Consider the following 15906-nt stretch of genomic DNA (forward strand, 5'->3'; position numbering starts at 1 on the left):
CTTTCATTTATTAAATCAGTCTAATTTCTTCGTACATGGGATGGAAGTTGGCAAGATTTTCATTTAATTCCTAAATTTCCATAATATATTCAGCAAATCTGTGTGAAATAAAGGTAATAAAAAAGGAAGCCACTATGTGACTTCCTTCTATTGCGAAGACAGATTATTCTTCACCTTTGTTTTTCTTAATGATTTCTTCTTGTACTGACTTAGGTACATCTTCATAGTGGTCAAATACCATCATGAATGTACCACGTCCTTGAGATGCAGAACGAAGAACTGTTGCGTAACCGAACATTTCAGCAAGTGGAACGTAAGCACGAACGATTTGGCTGTTACCGTGTGCTTCCATACCATCTACACGTCCACGACGAGCAGTTACGTGACCCATAACATCACCAAGGTTTTCTTCTGGAACAGTGATTGTTACAAGCATCATTGGTTCAAGGATAGCTGGTTGTGCAGTCTTAGCAGCTTCTTTAAGTGCAAGAGATGCAGCAATCTTGAAGGCAGTTTCAGATGAGTCGACATCGTGGTATGAACCATCGTAAAGTTTAGCTTTAACGTCAACAATTGGGTAACCTGCAAGAACACCGTTAGCCATTGCTTCTACAAGACCTTTTTCAACCGCTGGGATAAATTCACGAGGAACCACACCACCGACGATTGCGTTTTCAAATTCGAATCCTTTACCTTCTTCGTTTGGAGTAAATTCAATCCATACATCACCGAATTGACCTTTACCACCAGACTGACGTTTGAAGAATCCACGTGCTTGAGTAGAAGCGCGGAATGTTTCACGGTAAGATACTTGAGGAGCACCTACGTTTGCTTCAACTTTAAACTCACGACGCATACGGTCAACAAGGACGTCAAGGTGAAGCTCACCCATACCAGAGATAACTGTTTCACCAGTTTCAACGTTTGTTTCAACGCGGAATGTTGGATCTTCTTCAGCCAATTTTTGAAGAGCGATACCCATCTTGTCTTGGTCTGCTTTAGATTTTGGCTCAACCATCAATTGGATAACTGGTTCTGGAACGTCGATTGATTCAAGGATGATTTTAGCTTTTTCATCAGTCAATGAGTCACCAGTTGTCGTATCTTTCAAACCAACGGCAGCAGCGATATCGCCTGAGTAAACAGTGTCGATTTCTTTACGGCTGTTAGCGTGCATTTGAAGGATACGTCCGATACGTTCACGTTTACCTTTAGAAGTGTTCAATACGTATGAACCTGATTGAAGAACACCTGAGTAAACACGGAAGAATGTCAAACGACCTACGAATGGGTCTGTCATGATCTTGAAGGCAAGAGCTGCAAATGGCTCTTCATCAGATGCTGGACGAGTTTCTTCTTCATCTGTATCTGGGTTAACACCTTTGATTGCTGGGATGTCAAGTGGGCTTGGAAGGTAGTCGATAACCGCATCAAGCATCAATTGAACACCTTTGTTTTTGAAGGCAGAACCACACAATACTGGGAAGAATTCAACATTGATAGTAGCTTTACGGATACCCGCTTTCAATTCTTCGTTAGTGATTTCTTCACCTTCGAGGTATTTCATCATCAAATCTTCATCAGTTTCAGCAACTGCTTCGATCAATTTTTCACGGTATTCTTGAGCTTGTTCAAGGTATTCAGCTGGAATATCCTCTTCAAGGATATCTGTACCAAGGTCGTTTGTATAGATTTCAGCTTTCATCTTGATCAAGTCGATGATACCACGAAAATCATCTTCAGCACCGATTGGCAATTGAATTGGGTGTGCGTTTGCTTGAAGACGGTCGTGAAGTGTGCTTACTGAGTAAAGGAAATCAGCACCGATTTTGTCCATTTTGTTGGCAAATACGATACGTGGAACTCCGTACTCAGTTGCTTGACGCCAAACTGTTTCAGTTTGAGGCTCAACACCTGATTGTGAGTCAAGAACGGTAACCGCACCGTCCAATACACGAAGAGAACGTTGTACTTCGATTGTGAAGTCCACGTGCCCTGGTGTGTCGATGATGTTTACACGGTGGTTGTTCCATTGAGCTGTTGTCGCAGCAGATGTGATAGTGATACCACGTTCTTGCTCTTGCTCCATCCAGTCCATTTGTGACGCACCTTCGTGAGTTTCACCGATTTTGTGGATTTTACCAGTGTAGTAAAGAATACGCTCAGTAGTAGTTGTTTTACCGGCATCGACGTGAGCCATGATACCGATATTACGAGTTTTTTCAAGTGAAAATTCGCGTGCCATGAGGTTTGTTTCTCCTATTTATTTTTGATTTCTATTCTATTATAACACGATTTTAATAAAAACGGATAGGCAGGACCTACCCGTTCTCAATGTTTATCTTGTTTTTGTTGGTTTCAACTTGTAGACAAGTTGAATTGAACTCGGGCTAAAGTTAATTAGCCGAGTTGAACTCAAGCTAAAAGTCTGGAGAAAAAGATGAATCTCATTGGTTGCAATCGCAACCTACTTCGATTCCCTATTTTCTCTGGGACTTTCTTAACGCTTTCGTATCCTATCTTACCAACGGAAGTGTGCGAAGGCACGGTTAGCTTCAGCCATACGGTGAGTGTCTTCACGTTTCTTAACTGCTGCACCAGTGTTGTTTGCAGCGTCCAAGATTTCTTTTGCAAGACGGTCTTGCATTGTGTGTTCACCACGAAGGCGAGCGATGGTTACCAACCAACGAAGTCCAAGTGTTGTACGACGTTCTGGGCGAACTTCAACTGGGACTTGGTAGTTAGATCCACCAACACGACGTGCACGTACTTCAAGTACAGGCATGATGTTTTCCATAGCTGTTTCAAATACTTCAAGTGCATCGTTGCCAGTAGCTTCTTTGATTTGCTCAAAAGCACCGTAAACGATTGAAGCAGCTGTACCACGTTTACCATCAAGCATAACGCGGTTGATAAGACGAGTAACTAGTTGTGAATTGTAAAGCGGATCTGGCAATACGTCACGTTTTGGAGCTCTATTTTTACGACTCATTTCTCTTTATCCCCTTTCCTTATGCTTTTGGACGTTTAGTACCGTATTTAGAACGGCCTTGTTTACGATCGTTAACACCTGCAGTATCAAGTGCACCACGGACGATATGGTAACGTACCCCTGGAAGGTCTTTTACACGTCCACCACGAAGAAGCACCACGCTGTGCTCTTGCAAGTTGTGTCCGATACCTGGGATGTAGGCAGTAACTTCGATAAGGTTGCTCAAACGTACACGAGCGAATTTACGAAGGGCAGAGTTAGGTTTTTTAGGTGTCATTGTTCCAACACGAGTTGCAACACCACGTTTTTGTGGTGAAGAAACGTTTGTTTGAACTTTTTTATGACTGTTGTAACCAACGTTCAAAGCTGGTGATTTAGATTTTTCTACTTTTGATTTACGCGGTTTGCGAACCAATTGGTTAATTGTAGGCATCTACATTCTCCTGTGTTTTTTATTTTTGGTGATGATACACTTGGTGACAGCTACCATCTGTGTGTACTTTTGCAACATTTGTCAGCACGTCCCTGTACACTTTTGAGAGACCAAAAGTAAAAAGTACCGTCTATTATTGTAACACAATTTTCCCTTCATTGTCAAGATATTTTTCATTTTTATTCTGATCTTTTAACTCTTTGACACTGGCTTTCGCCGCTTTTCTAAACAAAAAAAGAGGCAATTTGCCTCCTCCTTTCTAGTATGGATTTCCTTCAATTTAGCAATTATTTGAGTTGTTATCAAAGCCAACCAGATTCTTTTGCGATGTTGGCCGCCTCTGTTCGGTTACCAGCATCTAGTTTCGAAAGAATATTGGTGACATAGTTTCGGACGGTTCCATTTGATAGATAGAGTTGGTCTGCGATTTCTTGATTAGACAAGCCCCGAGCGATTCCCTTTAAAACAGCGATTTCTTGTTCTGTTAACGGATTGGGATGCGTCATCACCACTTCCATCAATTCAGGCGAATACTCCTTGCGCCCTTCGAGAACAGTATGCAAGGTTTGCATGAGGTCTGCAATGCTTCTTTCTTTCAAGACATAAGCATCTACTCCAGCCTTGACCGCACGTTCAAAATAGCCAGGGCGCTTGAAGGTCGTCACCACAACCACCTTTGTTTCTAGCTTTTCTGCTCGTATCCACTCCAAGACTTCGAGGCCTGTCTTAACAGGCATTTCTACGTCAAGAATGGCGATATCTACGGACTCCTTTCCTAAGAGTTGAATTGCTTCTTGCCCATTCTTGGCTTGTAGGACAGTCTCTACATCTGGTTGAAAGGTAAGCAACTGGCACATAGCATCTCGCAACATACTTTGATCTTCTGCAACAAGTAATTTCATCTTAGTTTCTCTCCTTATAAGGTAGTCGAACCTGCACTTCAGTCGGATGTTTCTGACTGATCACCTTTACTTCTCCTGAAAAAGGAAGGACACGGTCTCGAACGGTATGGAGTTCATCTCCTTTTAGAGAAGCAAATCCACAGCCATCATCTCTCACTGTTAGAATGAGTTCTTTCTCAGTTCGTTCTAATTTTAAGTAGGCTTTCGATGCTTTGGCATGTTTAATGATGTTGGTCACTAACTCAAGTAAAATCATGGAGGCCGTTGATTCTAATTCCTGAGTTAGGCTAGCTGTATCTAGTTGGTGATCGATTTCCGTTTCAATTCCTGCAATTTCCAGCATTTTTTTAACAGTCGCAAACTCGGAGGCAAGTGTTCTGGTTTTGAGATTTTCAATGATGGTACGAACTTCGTTCATGGATTCTTTACTGATCTGATGAATTTCTTTTAACTCTTTTTCCACTTGAGGATAGGCATCCATTTGAATAAGCTGGAGGGCAAGGTCCGTCTTCACACTCAGCATGGCAAAAGTATGGCCTAGACTATCATGAAGATCCTGGCCGATACGACTGCGCTCATTTTCAGCCAAAAAAAGATTGAGCTTAGCATTTTGTTTTCTCTTTTCTTCTTTTAGTTCTTCTGTCATCCGAATGCGATAAAGACCAAAAGTAAAGGCATCAGAAAAGACAAAGGTCACCAAGAAAAAGAGCAGTTGCCAGGGGCTAACTTGATCGACCATATAAATCCCTGTCAAAATCAAGGGTTGCAAGACAATAAAACTGACAAAACGCCAAGAGTGAAAAGAAATCCCATCCAGTTGGTAAACGAGGAGGTTTGATAAATAAAAGATAAACCAAGCGAAGCCCGCATTTAACCAGACGGAACTGTAAAAAATATAGGCAAGCATGATCCACCAAGCAAGCCACTGCACAGTTCGATTTTGACTGACTAAAACTGAATAGAAGGCTAGGACAAATAGTAGGGTCCATAACAAGGTTAAAAGCGGGTACTCTCCAACGATGACACCCGCTATAGGAAAGATGATAAACACTAGCGAAATATGAAACATATAATGAGTGTTTTTTAATTTTTCCAACATAGATTTATTTTACCTCGATCCGTTTTTTCAGTTGAATAACCAATACACCAAAGAAAACTGTATAACCTAGTACAACCAAGGCAGCAAGAATGTTAAACTCGTGGTGCTCCAAATAAGTAGAGACAACCTGCATCAGTTGATAGGTTGGAGTCAGTTTTCCAATAGATTGGAGCCATTCTGGGAAGGAACTCAAAGGGAACCAGAGTCCACCTAGGACAGCCAAAGCAATATAGGCAATATTTCCAATAACCGTCATCAGTTGAGCACTGGGAAGCAAGCTCACCAAGACACCCATGCTGATAAAGACCACGCTTCCGACCAGCAAAATAGCTCCAATCACCAACCAGTCAAGCCAAGGCAGAGTCACTCCACGGACAAAATGACCAACCGAAAAGACAACTATAATTGATAGCAAGAAAGTCAGTAGAGTACTGAACAGTTTTGATACATAATATTCTACCATAGAAACAGGAGAATGTTGAATCAATTTTTGCCAGTTGTTTGTCTTATCAGACTCGAGTGTGCTAGGAATACTGAAAAAGGCGCTTGACATGATACTAAAGACCGTCATAGCAAAGAGATAGGCTTGAAGAGCGATTTCTGGAATGTCTGACCCTGACATCATACCAGAGAAGATAAGGTAAAACACGCTTGGGAGTCCGATGGATAGCAAGTAGTAGACGGCTTGCCGTTTCATCAGAATGATTTCCATTTTCATGAGACTTGTCATATTTTTCATCGTCAATCTCCTTTAATCTTGAGTCGTTTCAAAGATACTATCTAAGAGAGTTCGATTGCGAACTTCAATTTCTTCGATTGTGCAACCCTGTTCTTGCAAGGCTTCCCATACCTGGCTGGCTTCTCTGGTTGTGAAGGAAAGAGCATTTTGCTTGATTTCAATCTCTTGAACCTGGTCCAAAGTGCTGATAACTTCCTGATAAGTTAGAGGTACCGTAAAATGTTTTTCTTGTTCTTCACCACGCATAGCATAAGGCGTCGTATCGCGAATCAATTCTCCCTTATGGAGCACCAAAATGCGGTCAGCCGTATGTTCTACCTCTTCGATATAGTGAGAAGAGTAGACAATGGTGACACCATTTTTCTTTAACTGATTGACAATTTCCCAAAAATGCTGACGTGTTGAGGTATCCATGGCAGCAGTTGGCTCGTCTAAAAATAGAATTCTCGGACGACCGATTAGTGCCAACACAAAAGAGAACAAGCGTTTTTGCCCACCAGACAACTTGCCCGCTAGCTGATTTTTCTGCTTGTCTGAGAATCTAAGCAAGTCATCAATTTCTTTGTCTGAAAGGCTGTCGGGATAAAGTGACTTAAAAAATGATAGAAGTTCTTTCACTTTCAAGCTTTGGACAACTGCATTTTCTTGGGGCAAGACAGAAATAAGCTGCTTTAATCGAGGATCTGTTGGTACAAACCCTTGAATGGCTATCTGACCTGAGCTCATGAACTTGTCTCCCAAGAGGCAATCAATCAAGGTTGTTTTTCCAGCTCCGTTGGGCCCAATCAAGGCGACACATTCACCATCGTTGATTTCAAAGGAGATGTTCCGCAAGATCTCCTTGCCTTGTATTTTCTTACTCAATTTCTCAACTTTAATCACAGTCATGAGATTCTCCTTTCAACCACTCCATTCCCATAGGGAAAACAACGAAAATCATAAATCCAAAACCCCAAGCACCACGAATAAATTGGCGAAGTAAGGTTTGGTCAAACCACCCAGTAAACATTTCCACTAACCATACCAAGAGTGACAGACCGATAAAGAGATAGATGATTGTTTTTTTCATTCCTCAAACTCCTTTTTCACATCTCTGACTAATTTCAAACCTTCTCTGACAAGCCAAGACATCATTCCAAAGCCAGCAAAGAGCTCCCAAGGAAAATGATAGAACCCCTCGTCCAATCCTGAAAACATGAGATAGGTCATAACTCCTGCTGCTACTAAACTCACTGCGACAATCATTTTATTTTTCATTTCTTCTTCCTCCATTTCATACTTCAATTATAGTCTTTTGAAGTTAGCGGAGCTAGATGCTTCTGTCACTAGGAAATATGACAAATGTCATAAAAAAAGAAAGTTGCAAAATCAACTTTCTTTTTAATCGATTAAATTTTTATTCCACACTGAAAAGATATGGATATACGGGTTGTTGACCTTGGTGAATCTCTACTTCAATATCTTCAAATTCTTCTGCGATTTCTTGGGCAATTTCATTGGCAAGTTCTTCGCTTCCATCTTCACCGACATAGAAAGTCACGATTTCACTATCTTCGTCCAACATATGTTTCAAGGTTTCTGTCAAGGTTTGGTGCATGTCAGGATTTGACACAAGGATTTTTCCATCTACCATACCAAGATTGTCATTTTCATGAATTGCTAATCCATCAATCGTTGTGTCGCGAACGGCTGTTGTTACACTACCGCTTACGACATCACCAAGGGCTGCAGTCATGCGTTCTTTGTTTTCTTCGATTGATTTGCTTGGATCAAAAGCAAGAAGACTCGTCAAACCTTGAGGAATTGTACGCGCTTCTACCACAATAGCAGGTTGTTCAAGCACTTCAGCCGCAGACTGAGCTGCCATAAAGATATTTTTGTTGTTTGGCAAGAAGATAATGTTGCGAGCATTGACCTGTTCAACAGCCTTGATAAAGTCTTCTGTTGAAGGGTTCATTGTCTGACCACCTTCGATGACATAATCCACACCTTGGGCACGGAAGATATCTGTTAAACCTTGACCAGCTACTACTGCGATAATGGCATACTCTTTTGTTTCAGCAGGCTTGTTGCCTTGAGTTGCTTCTTTTTCAACTTGCGCTTCGTGTTGATTACGCATGTTGTCCACTTTTACTTTGATCAAGCTACCATATTTGAGACCTTCTTGCATAACAAGACCTGGATCTTCTGTATGGACGTGAACTTTGACGATTTCATCATCATTGACAACAAGGAGCGAGTCACCGAGTTCATTCAAGTAGTTACGGAATTCATCGTAGTCAAAGTCTTTAGAATAAGTTGGACCTTGTTTGAGAGCTACCATAATCTCCGTACAGTAACCGAAGGTAATATCCTCAGTTGCCACATGACCTGCTACAGACTTGTGGTGCTCTGCATTGATCATTTCACTCATATTGGCAGGAGTAGCTACAAAGTCTTCAGAAGCACTGTATTCACCAGTAAGAGCTGAAAGGAATCCTTCGTAGATGAAGACCAAACCTTGACCACCTGAGTCTACCACACCAACTTCCTTAAGGACTGGAAGCATTTCTGGTGTCTTAGCCAAAGCTGCTTTTGCGCCTTCCAAGGCTGCACGCATGACCTCAACAGCATCATCTGTCTCCTCGGCTTTTTTCTTAGCTCCAATAGCCGCTCCACGAGAAACAGTCAAAATGGTTCCTTCAACTGGTTTCATAACCGCTTTATAAGCTACTTCGACACCAGATTGGAAGGCAAGAGCCAAGTCTTGACCTGTTAATTCATCTTTTTCCTTGATAGCCTGAGAAAAGCCACGGAAGAGCTGAGAAGTGATAACTCCTGAGTTCCCACGCGCACCCATCAAGAGCCCTTTGGCAAGAATGCTCGCTACTTCTCCAACTGTAGAAGCAGGCTTGTCTGCTACTTCTTTCGCACCATTTTCAATGGTCATTCCCATGTTTGTCCCAGTATCTCCATCTGGAACTGGAAAGACGTTCAATGAATTGACATATTCTGCTTGCTTATTCAAACGAGTTGATGCAGCTTGCACCATCTCTTGGAATAAACTGGTAGTAATTTTTGACACGATTATTCTCCTACAACTTTGATATTTTGAATGTAGACATTCACAGTCTGAGCAGTAATTCCTAGTTGATTTTCTAGACTAAAACGAACACGCTCTTGAATGTTTTTTGACACTTCGCTTATCTTTATTCCGTAGCTCAACACGGTATAAACATCAACTGCGATGCTACCATCTTCGGCTGCCTTCACGACAACACCCTTAGAATAATTTTCCTTACCAAGGAGGGCTTGGAAATTGTCTTTGAGGGCATTTTTACTAGCCATACCGACCACTCCAAAAATCTCAGTTGCGGCACCACCTACTACGGTTGCAATCACTTCATCTGTCAGTTCGATTTGACCATCTTTTGTATTAATTTTTACAGTCATTTTTTTTACCTCAACTAGTTGATACTCTATTTTATCATATTTCAGCCCAAGTGTAAAAGCAGAATGCTGTATCGGCGGATATTTACTCTATTTTTCAAATGATTTTATCTATAGAGCAAAAGAAAAAGACCCAAGCGGTCTTTTCATCTTTATTAAACGCGTTCAACTTTACCTGATTTCAAAGCACGAGCTGAAGCCCAAACTTTTTTAGGTTTACCATCGATAAGAACAGTAACTTTTTGAAGGTTTGGTTTTACGGCACGTTTTGTTTGGTTCATCGCGTGTGAACGGTTGTTTCCTGATACAGTCTTACGACCTGTAAAGTAACATACTTTAGCCATTGTGTTTTCCTCCTATTAGATCTAATATAGCGGATGTGCTAGCACCACATACCGTACTATGTTATCACACTTTCTTGAATTTATCAAGGGCCTAAACTATTTTTTTATTTAACGTAAACAACTCCAAGTTTACCAAAAGCGACTTCCCCACGGATAATCAAGGTTTTGCTGGTTGGTGCTACAGGAGCGTCTGCCTTAGCTGCACCAAAGGAGGTTTCTACTTTCAAATCGACACGCCAGTGTTGTGGAACATAGACGGTTGCATTCCCGAAGGCCACTTCAATATTTAAAGTTGCAAAATCACCCAGCATCTCTGCATTATCATAGTAGATTTTAGCATCTCCAAAAGCGACTTCCACTTGGTCATCTACGAGATCTTGATCTTGCTTATAGAAGGTCCCGCTACCAAAAGCGACTTCCTTATCCGTGACGACTGTTTTTTTCCCATTGTACCACCATTTTTTTTCATTCCAGAACTTACTTGAATGCGTCAGATAACCAACACCTAGCACTGCTAAGATACTAGCCCAAAACAAAGACTGGTTTGGAATAGGAAAAATGCTATAAAAATGATTCGCAATCATTAAGGCTACTAGAGCGGTAAAAACTGCTGATGTTAGATGACGACGAAGCAAAGCTTCAACTGATTGGTAAGCAAAAAAGGCGATACCAATCAAAGGCCATATTTTACCATCCAAAGAAGGTATTCCAAAATTCCCTTGCAGCAAGATCCAAGCTGCTAAAACCAATAAAACAATACCAAATGCTTTCTTTTTCATGTTTTTTACCTCATGTTTCTTAGATTTTCTTTTAGGAGGGATTGGTAATGCCGTGAGACATGAACCTCCTTGTGCGTCTGATAAAAGGAAATGGTGCCCGTTCCTGAAAAGGACTTGTCCACTGAGTAAATCTGACGGATGTTTGCGATAGTTGACTTGGAAACTCGACTAAAATAGCGAGGCAAGATAGACTCCAACTCATAAAGTTTGAGACGAACTTCATAGGCTTCCTTCTGGTTATGAGCGTAGATCTTGCTCCCTTCAGTTTCAAAGAAGAGAATTTCTGACAGGTCTAGATAATATTCACCTGTCCCCTTGTAAAAAGTCAACCTCGGAGCCTTTGACTCTTGCAAAAGTCGTTGCAAATCTGCAATTTCATCTGTCAAAGCAGGGGTCTTGATGACAATTTCAGTCTCATCTAAATTGCCGTCAATCTCAATTCGTAACTTCATCACATCTCCTTTCTGACTCTACTATATCAAAGCTAAGTTAGGAATACAAGGGTAAAAAAGCAAGTGGTCAATATGAAGCAGTAAGTGGTTGTAGGACCAGCCTAACTTACATGTCAGAATAGGAAGAAAAGGAACCCCCACAACAGACCGCAGACATAGCCAACCAAGACGTCCTTTGGATAATGCACACCACATAATACTCGGACCAAGGCTAAGACTCCTGAGCAAATAAGCAAGATCATTCCGATCAAAGTCCAAGCATGGAAATAGGCCATGGAGATGATAGTTGCCGAAAAGACATGACGACTGGGCATAGACTGTCCCGAACTATCCTTGTCAAGCAGGGGACGGATGTCCCAAGTTTCATAAGGTCGTGGGTGATTGATTTTCTTACGAAACAGGGACAAGATCACAAAGCCCGAGGCAGGGATAAACAAATAAATCCCAACTTGCTGACTAAGTCCTAGTTGCAGGTAAGTGGTGACTAGCAAGGCCAGGTAGACCAGGGGCATGGTGACTGTCATCAAACGATTGAAACTGCGTAACAGAAATAAAAGAGGGGGATGGCTGGTGAGTCTGGAGCTGATATTTTGATACCATTCTTGATAATTTTTCATTTATACTTCTCATTCATTACCTTGTTTTTGTCTACCGGTGAGACGTTTGTCTTCTAGTATAGTGCAGAAAAAGAAGGCCGTCAAGCCTTCTTTAGATTTATTCTTCTGCTTCGTCTTCTGTAAATTGGCTATTGTACAAGTCGGCGTAGAAGCCACCTTGCACCATTAGTTCCTCATGGTTGCCTTGTTCGATGATATTGCCATCTTTCATGACAAGAATCAAATCAGCATTACGAATAGTTGACAAGCGATGGGCGATGACAAAGGATGTGCGTCCTTCCATCAAACGGTCCATGGCTTTCTGAATCAATTCCTCTGTACGTGTGTCGACTGAGGATGTCGCTTCATCCAAAATCAAGAGCGGTGCATCCTTGAGAAGCGCACGAGCGATAGTCAAAAGCTGTTTCTGTCCAACAGACAAGGTCACAGTGTCATCCAAGACAGTATCGTAGCCATCTGGCAAAGTCATGATAAAGTGGTGAATTCCCACAGCCTTGCTAGCTTCCATCATCCGCTCATCGCTGATGCCCGTTTGATTGTAGATGAGATTTTCTCGAATGGTTCCTTCAAAGAGCCAAGTATCTTGCAAGACCATTGAAAAGGCATCATGTACTTCTGAGCGCTTCATATCCTTGGTATCGACACCATCGATACGGATACTTCCCTTATCTATCTCATAAAACTTCATCAAAAGATTGACAATGGTTGTCTTACCAGCCCCAGTCGGTCCAACGATTGCGACCTTTTGACCTGCATGAGCTATCGCAGAAAAGTCATGGATGATGGTGCGTTCTGGTGTATAGCCAAAGGACACATGATCAAAGACCACTTCCCCTCTCATGCCAGTTAATTGTTTTTCCTTATGGGATTCATCCTGCATCTCAGCTTCACCTAGAAATTCAAAGACACGTCCCATGGCTGCACTCGCTTGTTGTAAGCTGGTAATCCCTTGGGCAATCTGTGACAGGGGTTGGGAGAAGGTCCGTACGTAAACCATAAAGGCTACAATAACCCCGATAGTGATATGCCCTTCTAACGCCAGCGCGGCACCAACGATGATGACCAAAACATAGCTAAAATTCCCAACAAAGAACATGGCTGGCATCATGATACCAGAGATAAACTGAGATTTCCAGATGCTGTCGTGCAAGTTTTGGTTTAAACCTGCAAATTTCGCTTTGGAGGTGTCCACCGCGTTGTAGCTCGTTACAACATTGTGTCCCGAATACATTTCTTCTACATAACCATTGACGGCTGCTAGATTATTTTGTTGGGCTTTAAAATAACCCTGTGACTTGGCCATAATTACAGAAACCGCCGCAAAGCCAACAAGGGTTGATACAACGGTTACCAATGCCAAAATCCAGTTCATCCCAAACATGGTCACCAAGACAGCAATCAACAAGAAACTAGCTGAAAGAACTGTCCCTAGACTTTGGTTGAGAGATTGCGCTGCTGTATCCACATCATTGGTCACGCGCGAAAGGGTATCTCCTTGTGAATGACGGTCAAAATAGCCAAGTGGCAAACGATTGATTTTTTCAGCGATTGCTGTCCGCAAGCGTTTTGAAAAATGCTGAATACTCGTTGAAAAGATATAGGCCTGTGTATAGTTAAGGATGGCGCCAAATACATAGAGAATCACTAAAAAGCTAGCAATACTTGACACAGCCTCTAGGTCAATTCCCGTCATCAAACCATCTGAAATCAAGTTGGTAATTTCTTTAATCTTGGTTGGTCCATAAACAGTGATGATGCTTGAACATACAGCTGCTACAATCGCTACTAGTAGGGGAAGTTGGAGGCCTGCCATATAAGGTTTGCACTGTTTCCAGACCGACACTTTTTTATTTTCCATGTTCCAATTCCTCCTTCGATAGTTGTGAGTAGGCAATTTCTTGATAGACTCCGTTGGTTGCAAGAAGTTCCTTGTGGGTGCCTTGTCCCACGACTTTTCCTTGATCCAATACTACGATCAGGTCAGCATCCATAATGGTAGAAATCCGCTGCGCTACGATGAGCTTGGTCATGGATTTTGTTTTCTCTGCTAGTTCTTGGCGTAGGATACGATCTGTCTTGTAGTCCAAGGCTGAGAAAGAGTCATCAAAGATGAGAATCTCTGGTTTACGAGCCAAGGCACGCGCAATGGCCAGACGCTGTCTTTGTCCTCCTGAGAAGTTGGTTCCACCTTGGGCTACTTCTGATGCAAGACCTGCTTCCTTATTCTCGATAAAGTTTTTAGACTGGGCCAATTCAAGAGCTTGCCACATAGCAGCCTCGCTTAGAGGAGTTTCTTTGCTCTTACCAAAGTCCAAGTTCCCCTTGACATCTCCTGAGAAGAGGACTGCTTTTTGAGGGATATAGCCGACCTTATTGCGCAAATCTTCCAAATCGTAATCTTGCACATTAACTCCGTCCACTAGGATTTGTCCATCTGAAACGTCGTAAAAACGTGGCAAGAGGTTGACAAGCGTAGACTTACCTGATCCAGTCGATCCGATGAAGGCCACGGTTTGACCCGCTTCTGCTTTGAAAGTGACATGTTCCACGACTGCTTCTGAGTTTTTAGAGTAGCGGAAAGTCACATCACGGAATTCCACTTGTCCTTGAACTGAAGGATCCGCTGTCTGTGCATGACTAGGATTTTCAATAGAAGAATGCAGATCCAATACTTGATTGATACGTCCTGCCGAAACCAAGGTACGAGGAAGGACGAAAAAGAGAGCACTCATGAGCAAGAAGCCCATCACGACCTGCATAGCATAAGACATGAAGACCACCATATCACTAAAGAGTGGTAGACGGTCTGTCAAACTTGCATCGTTGATGATATAGGCACCAATCCAGTAAATGGCTAGACTCAAGCCACTAGAAATCGCCATCATAATGGGATTCATAATGGCCATCAATCGATTGACAAAGAGATTGAGACGTGTTACCTCATCGTTAGCTGCTTCAAATTTCTTATCTTGGTAATCCTCGGCATTGTATGCGCGAACAACTCGAATCCCAGTCAAACTTTCACGAGTGATGCTATTGAGTTTATCTGTCAATTTTTGGATGACCGATTGTTTTGGAAAGGCCAGAGTCAGGAGAACAGTTGTCATCAAAACATTGACGATAACAGCGATTACTACTGCCCAGAGCCAGTATTCCGATTTTCCAAGAATTTTCCCAATGGCCCAAATAGCCATAATTGGCCCACGAGTAACCACTTGCAAGCCCATGGTAAAGAGCATCTGTACCTGGGTAATATCATTGGTCGTCCGAGTCAAGAGACTTGGGATTGAAAAGCGCTTGATCTCTGTCTGCGAAAAATCTAAAACACGATGAAATACGTCTCTACGTAGATGGGTTGTATAGGATGCTGCAACGCGAGCGGCAAAGAAACCAACCATAACAGATGAAAAGAAAGCCAATAAAGACAAACCAATCATCTTCGCAGCTGGTGACCAGAGTTCACCCAACTGCGTTCCAGACGTTCCCAGTAATTCTGTAATTTGCGAAATATAAGTCGGCACCTCTAACTCGAGATAGACCGAGAAACAAGTGAAAAGAATCGCAAGGACAATCATCCCCCACTCTTTTCCTGTAATACGTTTAGCGAGTTTCTTCATTCTCTCCTCCTATCTTCTCAACATTTTCTTGCAACTGACCGAGGACCTTTTCAAAGATTGCCAAGTCTGACTTTGAAACACCCTCTAGCAGACTCTGATTGATCCGATCAAAAAAGGCCTTAACTTCTTGCATCTGCGAACGCGATTTATCCGTCAAGCGAACAAACTTTGCCCGCTTATCACTCGGGCTGGCCTCTAGTTCAACCAAACCATTTTGTACCATGCGCTTGACTAGATTACTCGCAACAGATTTAGTAATATTGAGTTCCTGCTCGATATCCTTAATTAAGACCAGATTTTCAGACTGTTCTTGGCAATCTAAAAAACGCAGAACCTGCCCCTGCGGTCCACCCATAAATTCAAGGCCACATCGCTTGGCTTCTTTCTGTATCATCAGATGAGCCTGGTATCCAAAACGTTTAAACATCAACATCGGCTTGTCCATGATTGCTCCTTTCTCACGATTAAATATAGTTCTCTGGAGAACTAATTACGTTTCCATG

General features: G+C 42.2%; 18 protein-coding genes. All 18 read right to left on the bottom strand.

The genetic code is table 11. The annotated features are described in order from the left end of the window. Nucleotides 1-163: 163 nt before the first annotated feature. The gene (gene fusA / locus HMPREF1149_RS06910; RefSeq protein ID WP_000090342.1) at nucleotides 164-2245 is read right to left on the bottom strand and encodes an elongation factor G; all 2082 of its coding nucleotides are present in this window, start codon (nucleotides 2243-2245) and stop codon (nucleotides 164-166) included. A 276-nt stretch (nucleotides 2246-2521) separates the two neighbouring features. Then, the gene (gene rpsG / locus HMPREF1149_RS06915; protein WP_000087873.1) at nucleotides 2522-2992 is read right to left on the bottom strand and encodes a 30S ribosomal protein S7; all 471 of its coding nucleotides are present in this window, start codon (nucleotides 2990-2992) and stop codon (nucleotides 2522-2524) included. 19 nt (nucleotides 2993-3011) lie between these two features. Further along, nucleotides 3012-3425 (bottom strand): 30S ribosomal protein S12, encoded by a 414-nt coding sequence (gene rpsL / locus HMPREF1149_RS06920; protein WP_001142332.1) that lies wholly within the window; start codon nucleotides 3423-3425, stop codon nucleotides 3012-3014. Between the two features lie 302 nt (nucleotides 3426-3727). After that, complete coding sequence (locus HMPREF1149_RS06925) at nucleotides 3728-4327, bottom strand: response regulator transcription factor (protein ID WP_000772070.1); 600 nt, start codon at nucleotides 4325-4327, stop codon at nucleotides 3728-3730. Between the two features lies 1 nt (nucleotide 4328). Beyond that, on the bottom strand, nucleotides 4329-5426 hold the full coding sequence (locus HMPREF1149_RS06930; protein ID WP_000890466.1) for a sensor histidine kinase: 1098 nt from the start codon (nucleotides 5424-5426) through the stop codon (nucleotides 4329-4331). A 4-nt stretch (nucleotides 5427-5430) separates the two neighbouring features. Further along, nucleotides 5431-6165 (bottom strand): ABC transporter permease, encoded by a 735-nt coding sequence (locus tag HMPREF1149_RS06935; protein WP_000794217.1) that lies wholly within the window; start codon nucleotides 6163-6165, stop codon nucleotides 5431-5433. 12 nt (nucleotides 6166-6177) lie between these two features. Then, nucleotides 6178-7053: an ABC transporter ATP-binding protein gene (locus tag HMPREF1149_RS06940; protein WP_000216051.1), complete on the bottom strand. Its 876-nt coding sequence runs from the start codon at nucleotides 7051-7053 to the stop codon at nucleotides 6178-6180. Beyond that, nucleotides 7040-7234 (bottom strand): hypothetical protein, encoded by a 195-nt coding sequence (locus HMPREF1149_RS06945; RefSeq protein WP_000750983.1) that lies wholly within the window; start codon nucleotides 7232-7234, stop codon nucleotides 7040-7042. Before HMPREF1149_RS06945 ends, HMPREF1149_RS06940 begins: the two co-directional genes overlap by 14 nt. After that, on the bottom strand, nucleotides 7231-7437 hold the full coding sequence (locus tag HMPREF1149_RS06950; protein ID WP_000390701.1) for a hypothetical protein: 207 nt from the start codon (nucleotides 7435-7437) through the stop codon (nucleotides 7231-7233). Before HMPREF1149_RS06950 ends, HMPREF1149_RS06945 begins: the two co-directional genes overlap by 4 nt. 124 nt (nucleotides 7438-7561) lie before the next feature. Further along, nucleotides 7562-9229 carry a DAK2 domain-containing protein gene (locus tag HMPREF1149_RS06955; protein WP_000036684.1) on the bottom strand — a complete coding sequence of 556 codons (1668 nt, stop codon included), beginning with the start codon at nucleotides 9227-9229 and terminating at the stop codon, nucleotides 7562-7564. Between the two features lie 2 nt (nucleotides 9230-9231). After that, nucleotides 9232-9597 carry an Asp23/Gls24 family envelope stress response protein gene (locus tag HMPREF1149_RS06960; RefSeq protein WP_000216435.1) on the bottom strand — a complete coding sequence of 122 codons (366 nt, stop codon included), beginning with the start codon at nucleotides 9595-9597 and terminating at the stop codon, nucleotides 9232-9234. A 152-nt stretch (nucleotides 9598-9749) separates the two neighbouring features. Further along, nucleotides 9750-9938 (bottom strand): 50S ribosomal protein L28, encoded by a 189-nt coding sequence (gene rpmB / locus HMPREF1149_RS06965; protein WP_001140948.1) that lies wholly within the window; start codon nucleotides 9936-9938, stop codon nucleotides 9750-9752. Between the two features lie 104 nt (nucleotides 9939-10042). Next, a complete protein-coding gene (locus HMPREF1149_RS06970) occupies nucleotides 10043-10717 on the bottom strand; it encodes a LiaF transmembrane domain-containing protein (RefSeq protein WP_000725736.1) in 675 nt (224 codons plus the stop codon). 5 nt (nucleotides 10718-10722) lie between these two features. Continuing rightward, a complete protein-coding gene (locus tag HMPREF1149_RS06975) occupies nucleotides 10723-11169 on the bottom strand; it encodes a LytTR family DNA-binding domain-containing protein (RefSeq protein ID WP_000776579.1) in 447 nt (148 codons plus the stop codon). 113 nt (nucleotides 11170-11282) lie between these two features. Next, entirely contained in the window at nucleotides 11283-11786 is a 504-nt protein-coding gene (locus tag HMPREF1149_RS06980) for a phosphatase PAP2 family protein (RefSeq protein WP_000800920.1), read from the bottom strand. Nucleotides 11787-11883: 97 nt separating this feature from the next. Then, the gene (locus HMPREF1149_RS06985; RefSeq protein ID WP_000428394.1) at nucleotides 11884-13644 is read right to left on the bottom strand and encodes an ABC transporter ATP-binding protein; all 1761 of its coding nucleotides are present in this window, start codon (nucleotides 13642-13644) and stop codon (nucleotides 11884-11886) included. Continuing rightward, on the bottom strand, nucleotides 13634-15403 hold the full coding sequence (locus HMPREF1149_RS06990) for an ABC transporter ATP-binding protein (protein ID WP_000731797.1): 1770 nt from the start codon (nucleotides 15401-15403) through the stop codon (nucleotides 13634-13636). The genes HMPREF1149_RS06985 and HMPREF1149_RS06990 overlap by 11 nt, the downstream gene beginning before the upstream one ends. Beyond that, complete coding sequence (locus HMPREF1149_RS06995) at nucleotides 15387-15848, bottom strand: MarR family winged helix-turn-helix transcriptional regulator (protein ID WP_000360527.1); 462 nt, start codon at nucleotides 15846-15848, stop codon at nucleotides 15387-15389. Before HMPREF1149_RS06995 ends, HMPREF1149_RS06990 begins: the two co-directional genes overlap by 17 nt. Nucleotides 15849-15906 lie beyond the last annotated feature (58 nt).

The sequence above is a fragment of the Streptococcus sp. BS35b genome (assembly GCF_000286475.1).
Taxonomy (GTDB): Bacteria; Bacillota; Bacilli; order Lactobacillales; family Streptococcaceae; genus Streptococcus; species Streptococcus oralis_W.

Coding starts and splice junctions, on each gene's coding strand:
- fusA (WP_000090342.1), bottom strand. CDS start 2,245: ATGGCACGCGAATTTTCACTTGAAAAAACTCGTAATATCGGTATCATG.
- rpsG (WP_000087873.1), bottom strand. CDS start 2,992: ATGAGTCGTAAAAATAGAGCTCCAAAACGTGACGTATTGCCAGATCCG.
- rpsL (WP_001142332.1), bottom strand. CDS start 3,425: ATGCCTACAATTAACCAATTGGTTCGCAAACCGCGTAAATCAAAAGTA.
- HMPREF1149_RS06925 (WP_000772070.1), bottom strand. CDS start 4,327: ATGAAATTACTTGTTGCAGAAGATCAAAGTATGTTGCGAGATGCTATG.
- HMPREF1149_RS06930 (WP_000890466.1), bottom strand. CDS start 5,426: ATGTTGGAAAAATTAAAAAACACTCATTATATGTTTCATATTTCGCTA.
- HMPREF1149_RS06935 (WP_000794217.1), bottom strand. CDS start 6,165: ATGAAAAATATGACAAGTCTCATGAAAATGGAAATCATTCTGATGAAA.
- HMPREF1149_RS06940 (WP_000216051.1), bottom strand. CDS start 7,053: ATGACTGTGATTAAAGTTGAGAAATTGAGTAAGAAAATACAAGGCAAG.
- HMPREF1149_RS06945 (WP_000750983.1), bottom strand. CDS start 7,234: ATGAAAAAAACAATCATCTATCTCTTTATCGGTCTGTCACTCTTGGTA.
- HMPREF1149_RS06950 (WP_000390701.1), bottom strand. CDS start 7,437: ATGGAGGAAGAAGAAATGAAAAATAAAATGATTGTCGCAGTGAGTTTA.
- HMPREF1149_RS06960 (WP_000216435.1), bottom strand. CDS start 9,597: ATGACTGTAAAAATTAATACAAAAGATGGTCAAATCGAACTGACAGAT.
- rpmB (WP_001140948.1), bottom strand. CDS start 9,938: ATGGCTAAAGTATGTTACTTTACAGGTCGTAAGACTGTATCAGGAAAC.
- HMPREF1149_RS06970 (WP_000725736.1), bottom strand. CDS start 10,717: ATGAAAAAGAAAGCATTTGGTATTGTTTTATTGGTTTTAGCAGCTTGG.
- HMPREF1149_RS06975 (WP_000776579.1), bottom strand. CDS start 11,169: ATGAAGTTACGAATTGAGATTGACGGCAATTTAGATGAGACTGAAATT.
- HMPREF1149_RS06980 (WP_000800920.1), bottom strand. CDS start 11,786: ATGAAAAATTATCAAGAATGGTATCAAAATATCAGCTCCAGACTCACC.
- HMPREF1149_RS06985 (WP_000428394.1), bottom strand. CDS start 13,644: ATGGAAAATAAAAAAGTGTCGGTCTGGAAACAGTGCAAACCTTATATG.
- HMPREF1149_RS06990 (WP_000731797.1), bottom strand. CDS start 15,403: ATGAAGAAACTCGCTAAACGTATTACAGGAAAAGAGTGGGGGATGATT.
- HMPREF1149_RS06995 (WP_000360527.1), bottom strand. CDS start 15,848: ATGGACAAGCCGATGTTGATGTTTAAACGTTTTGGATACCAGGCTCAT.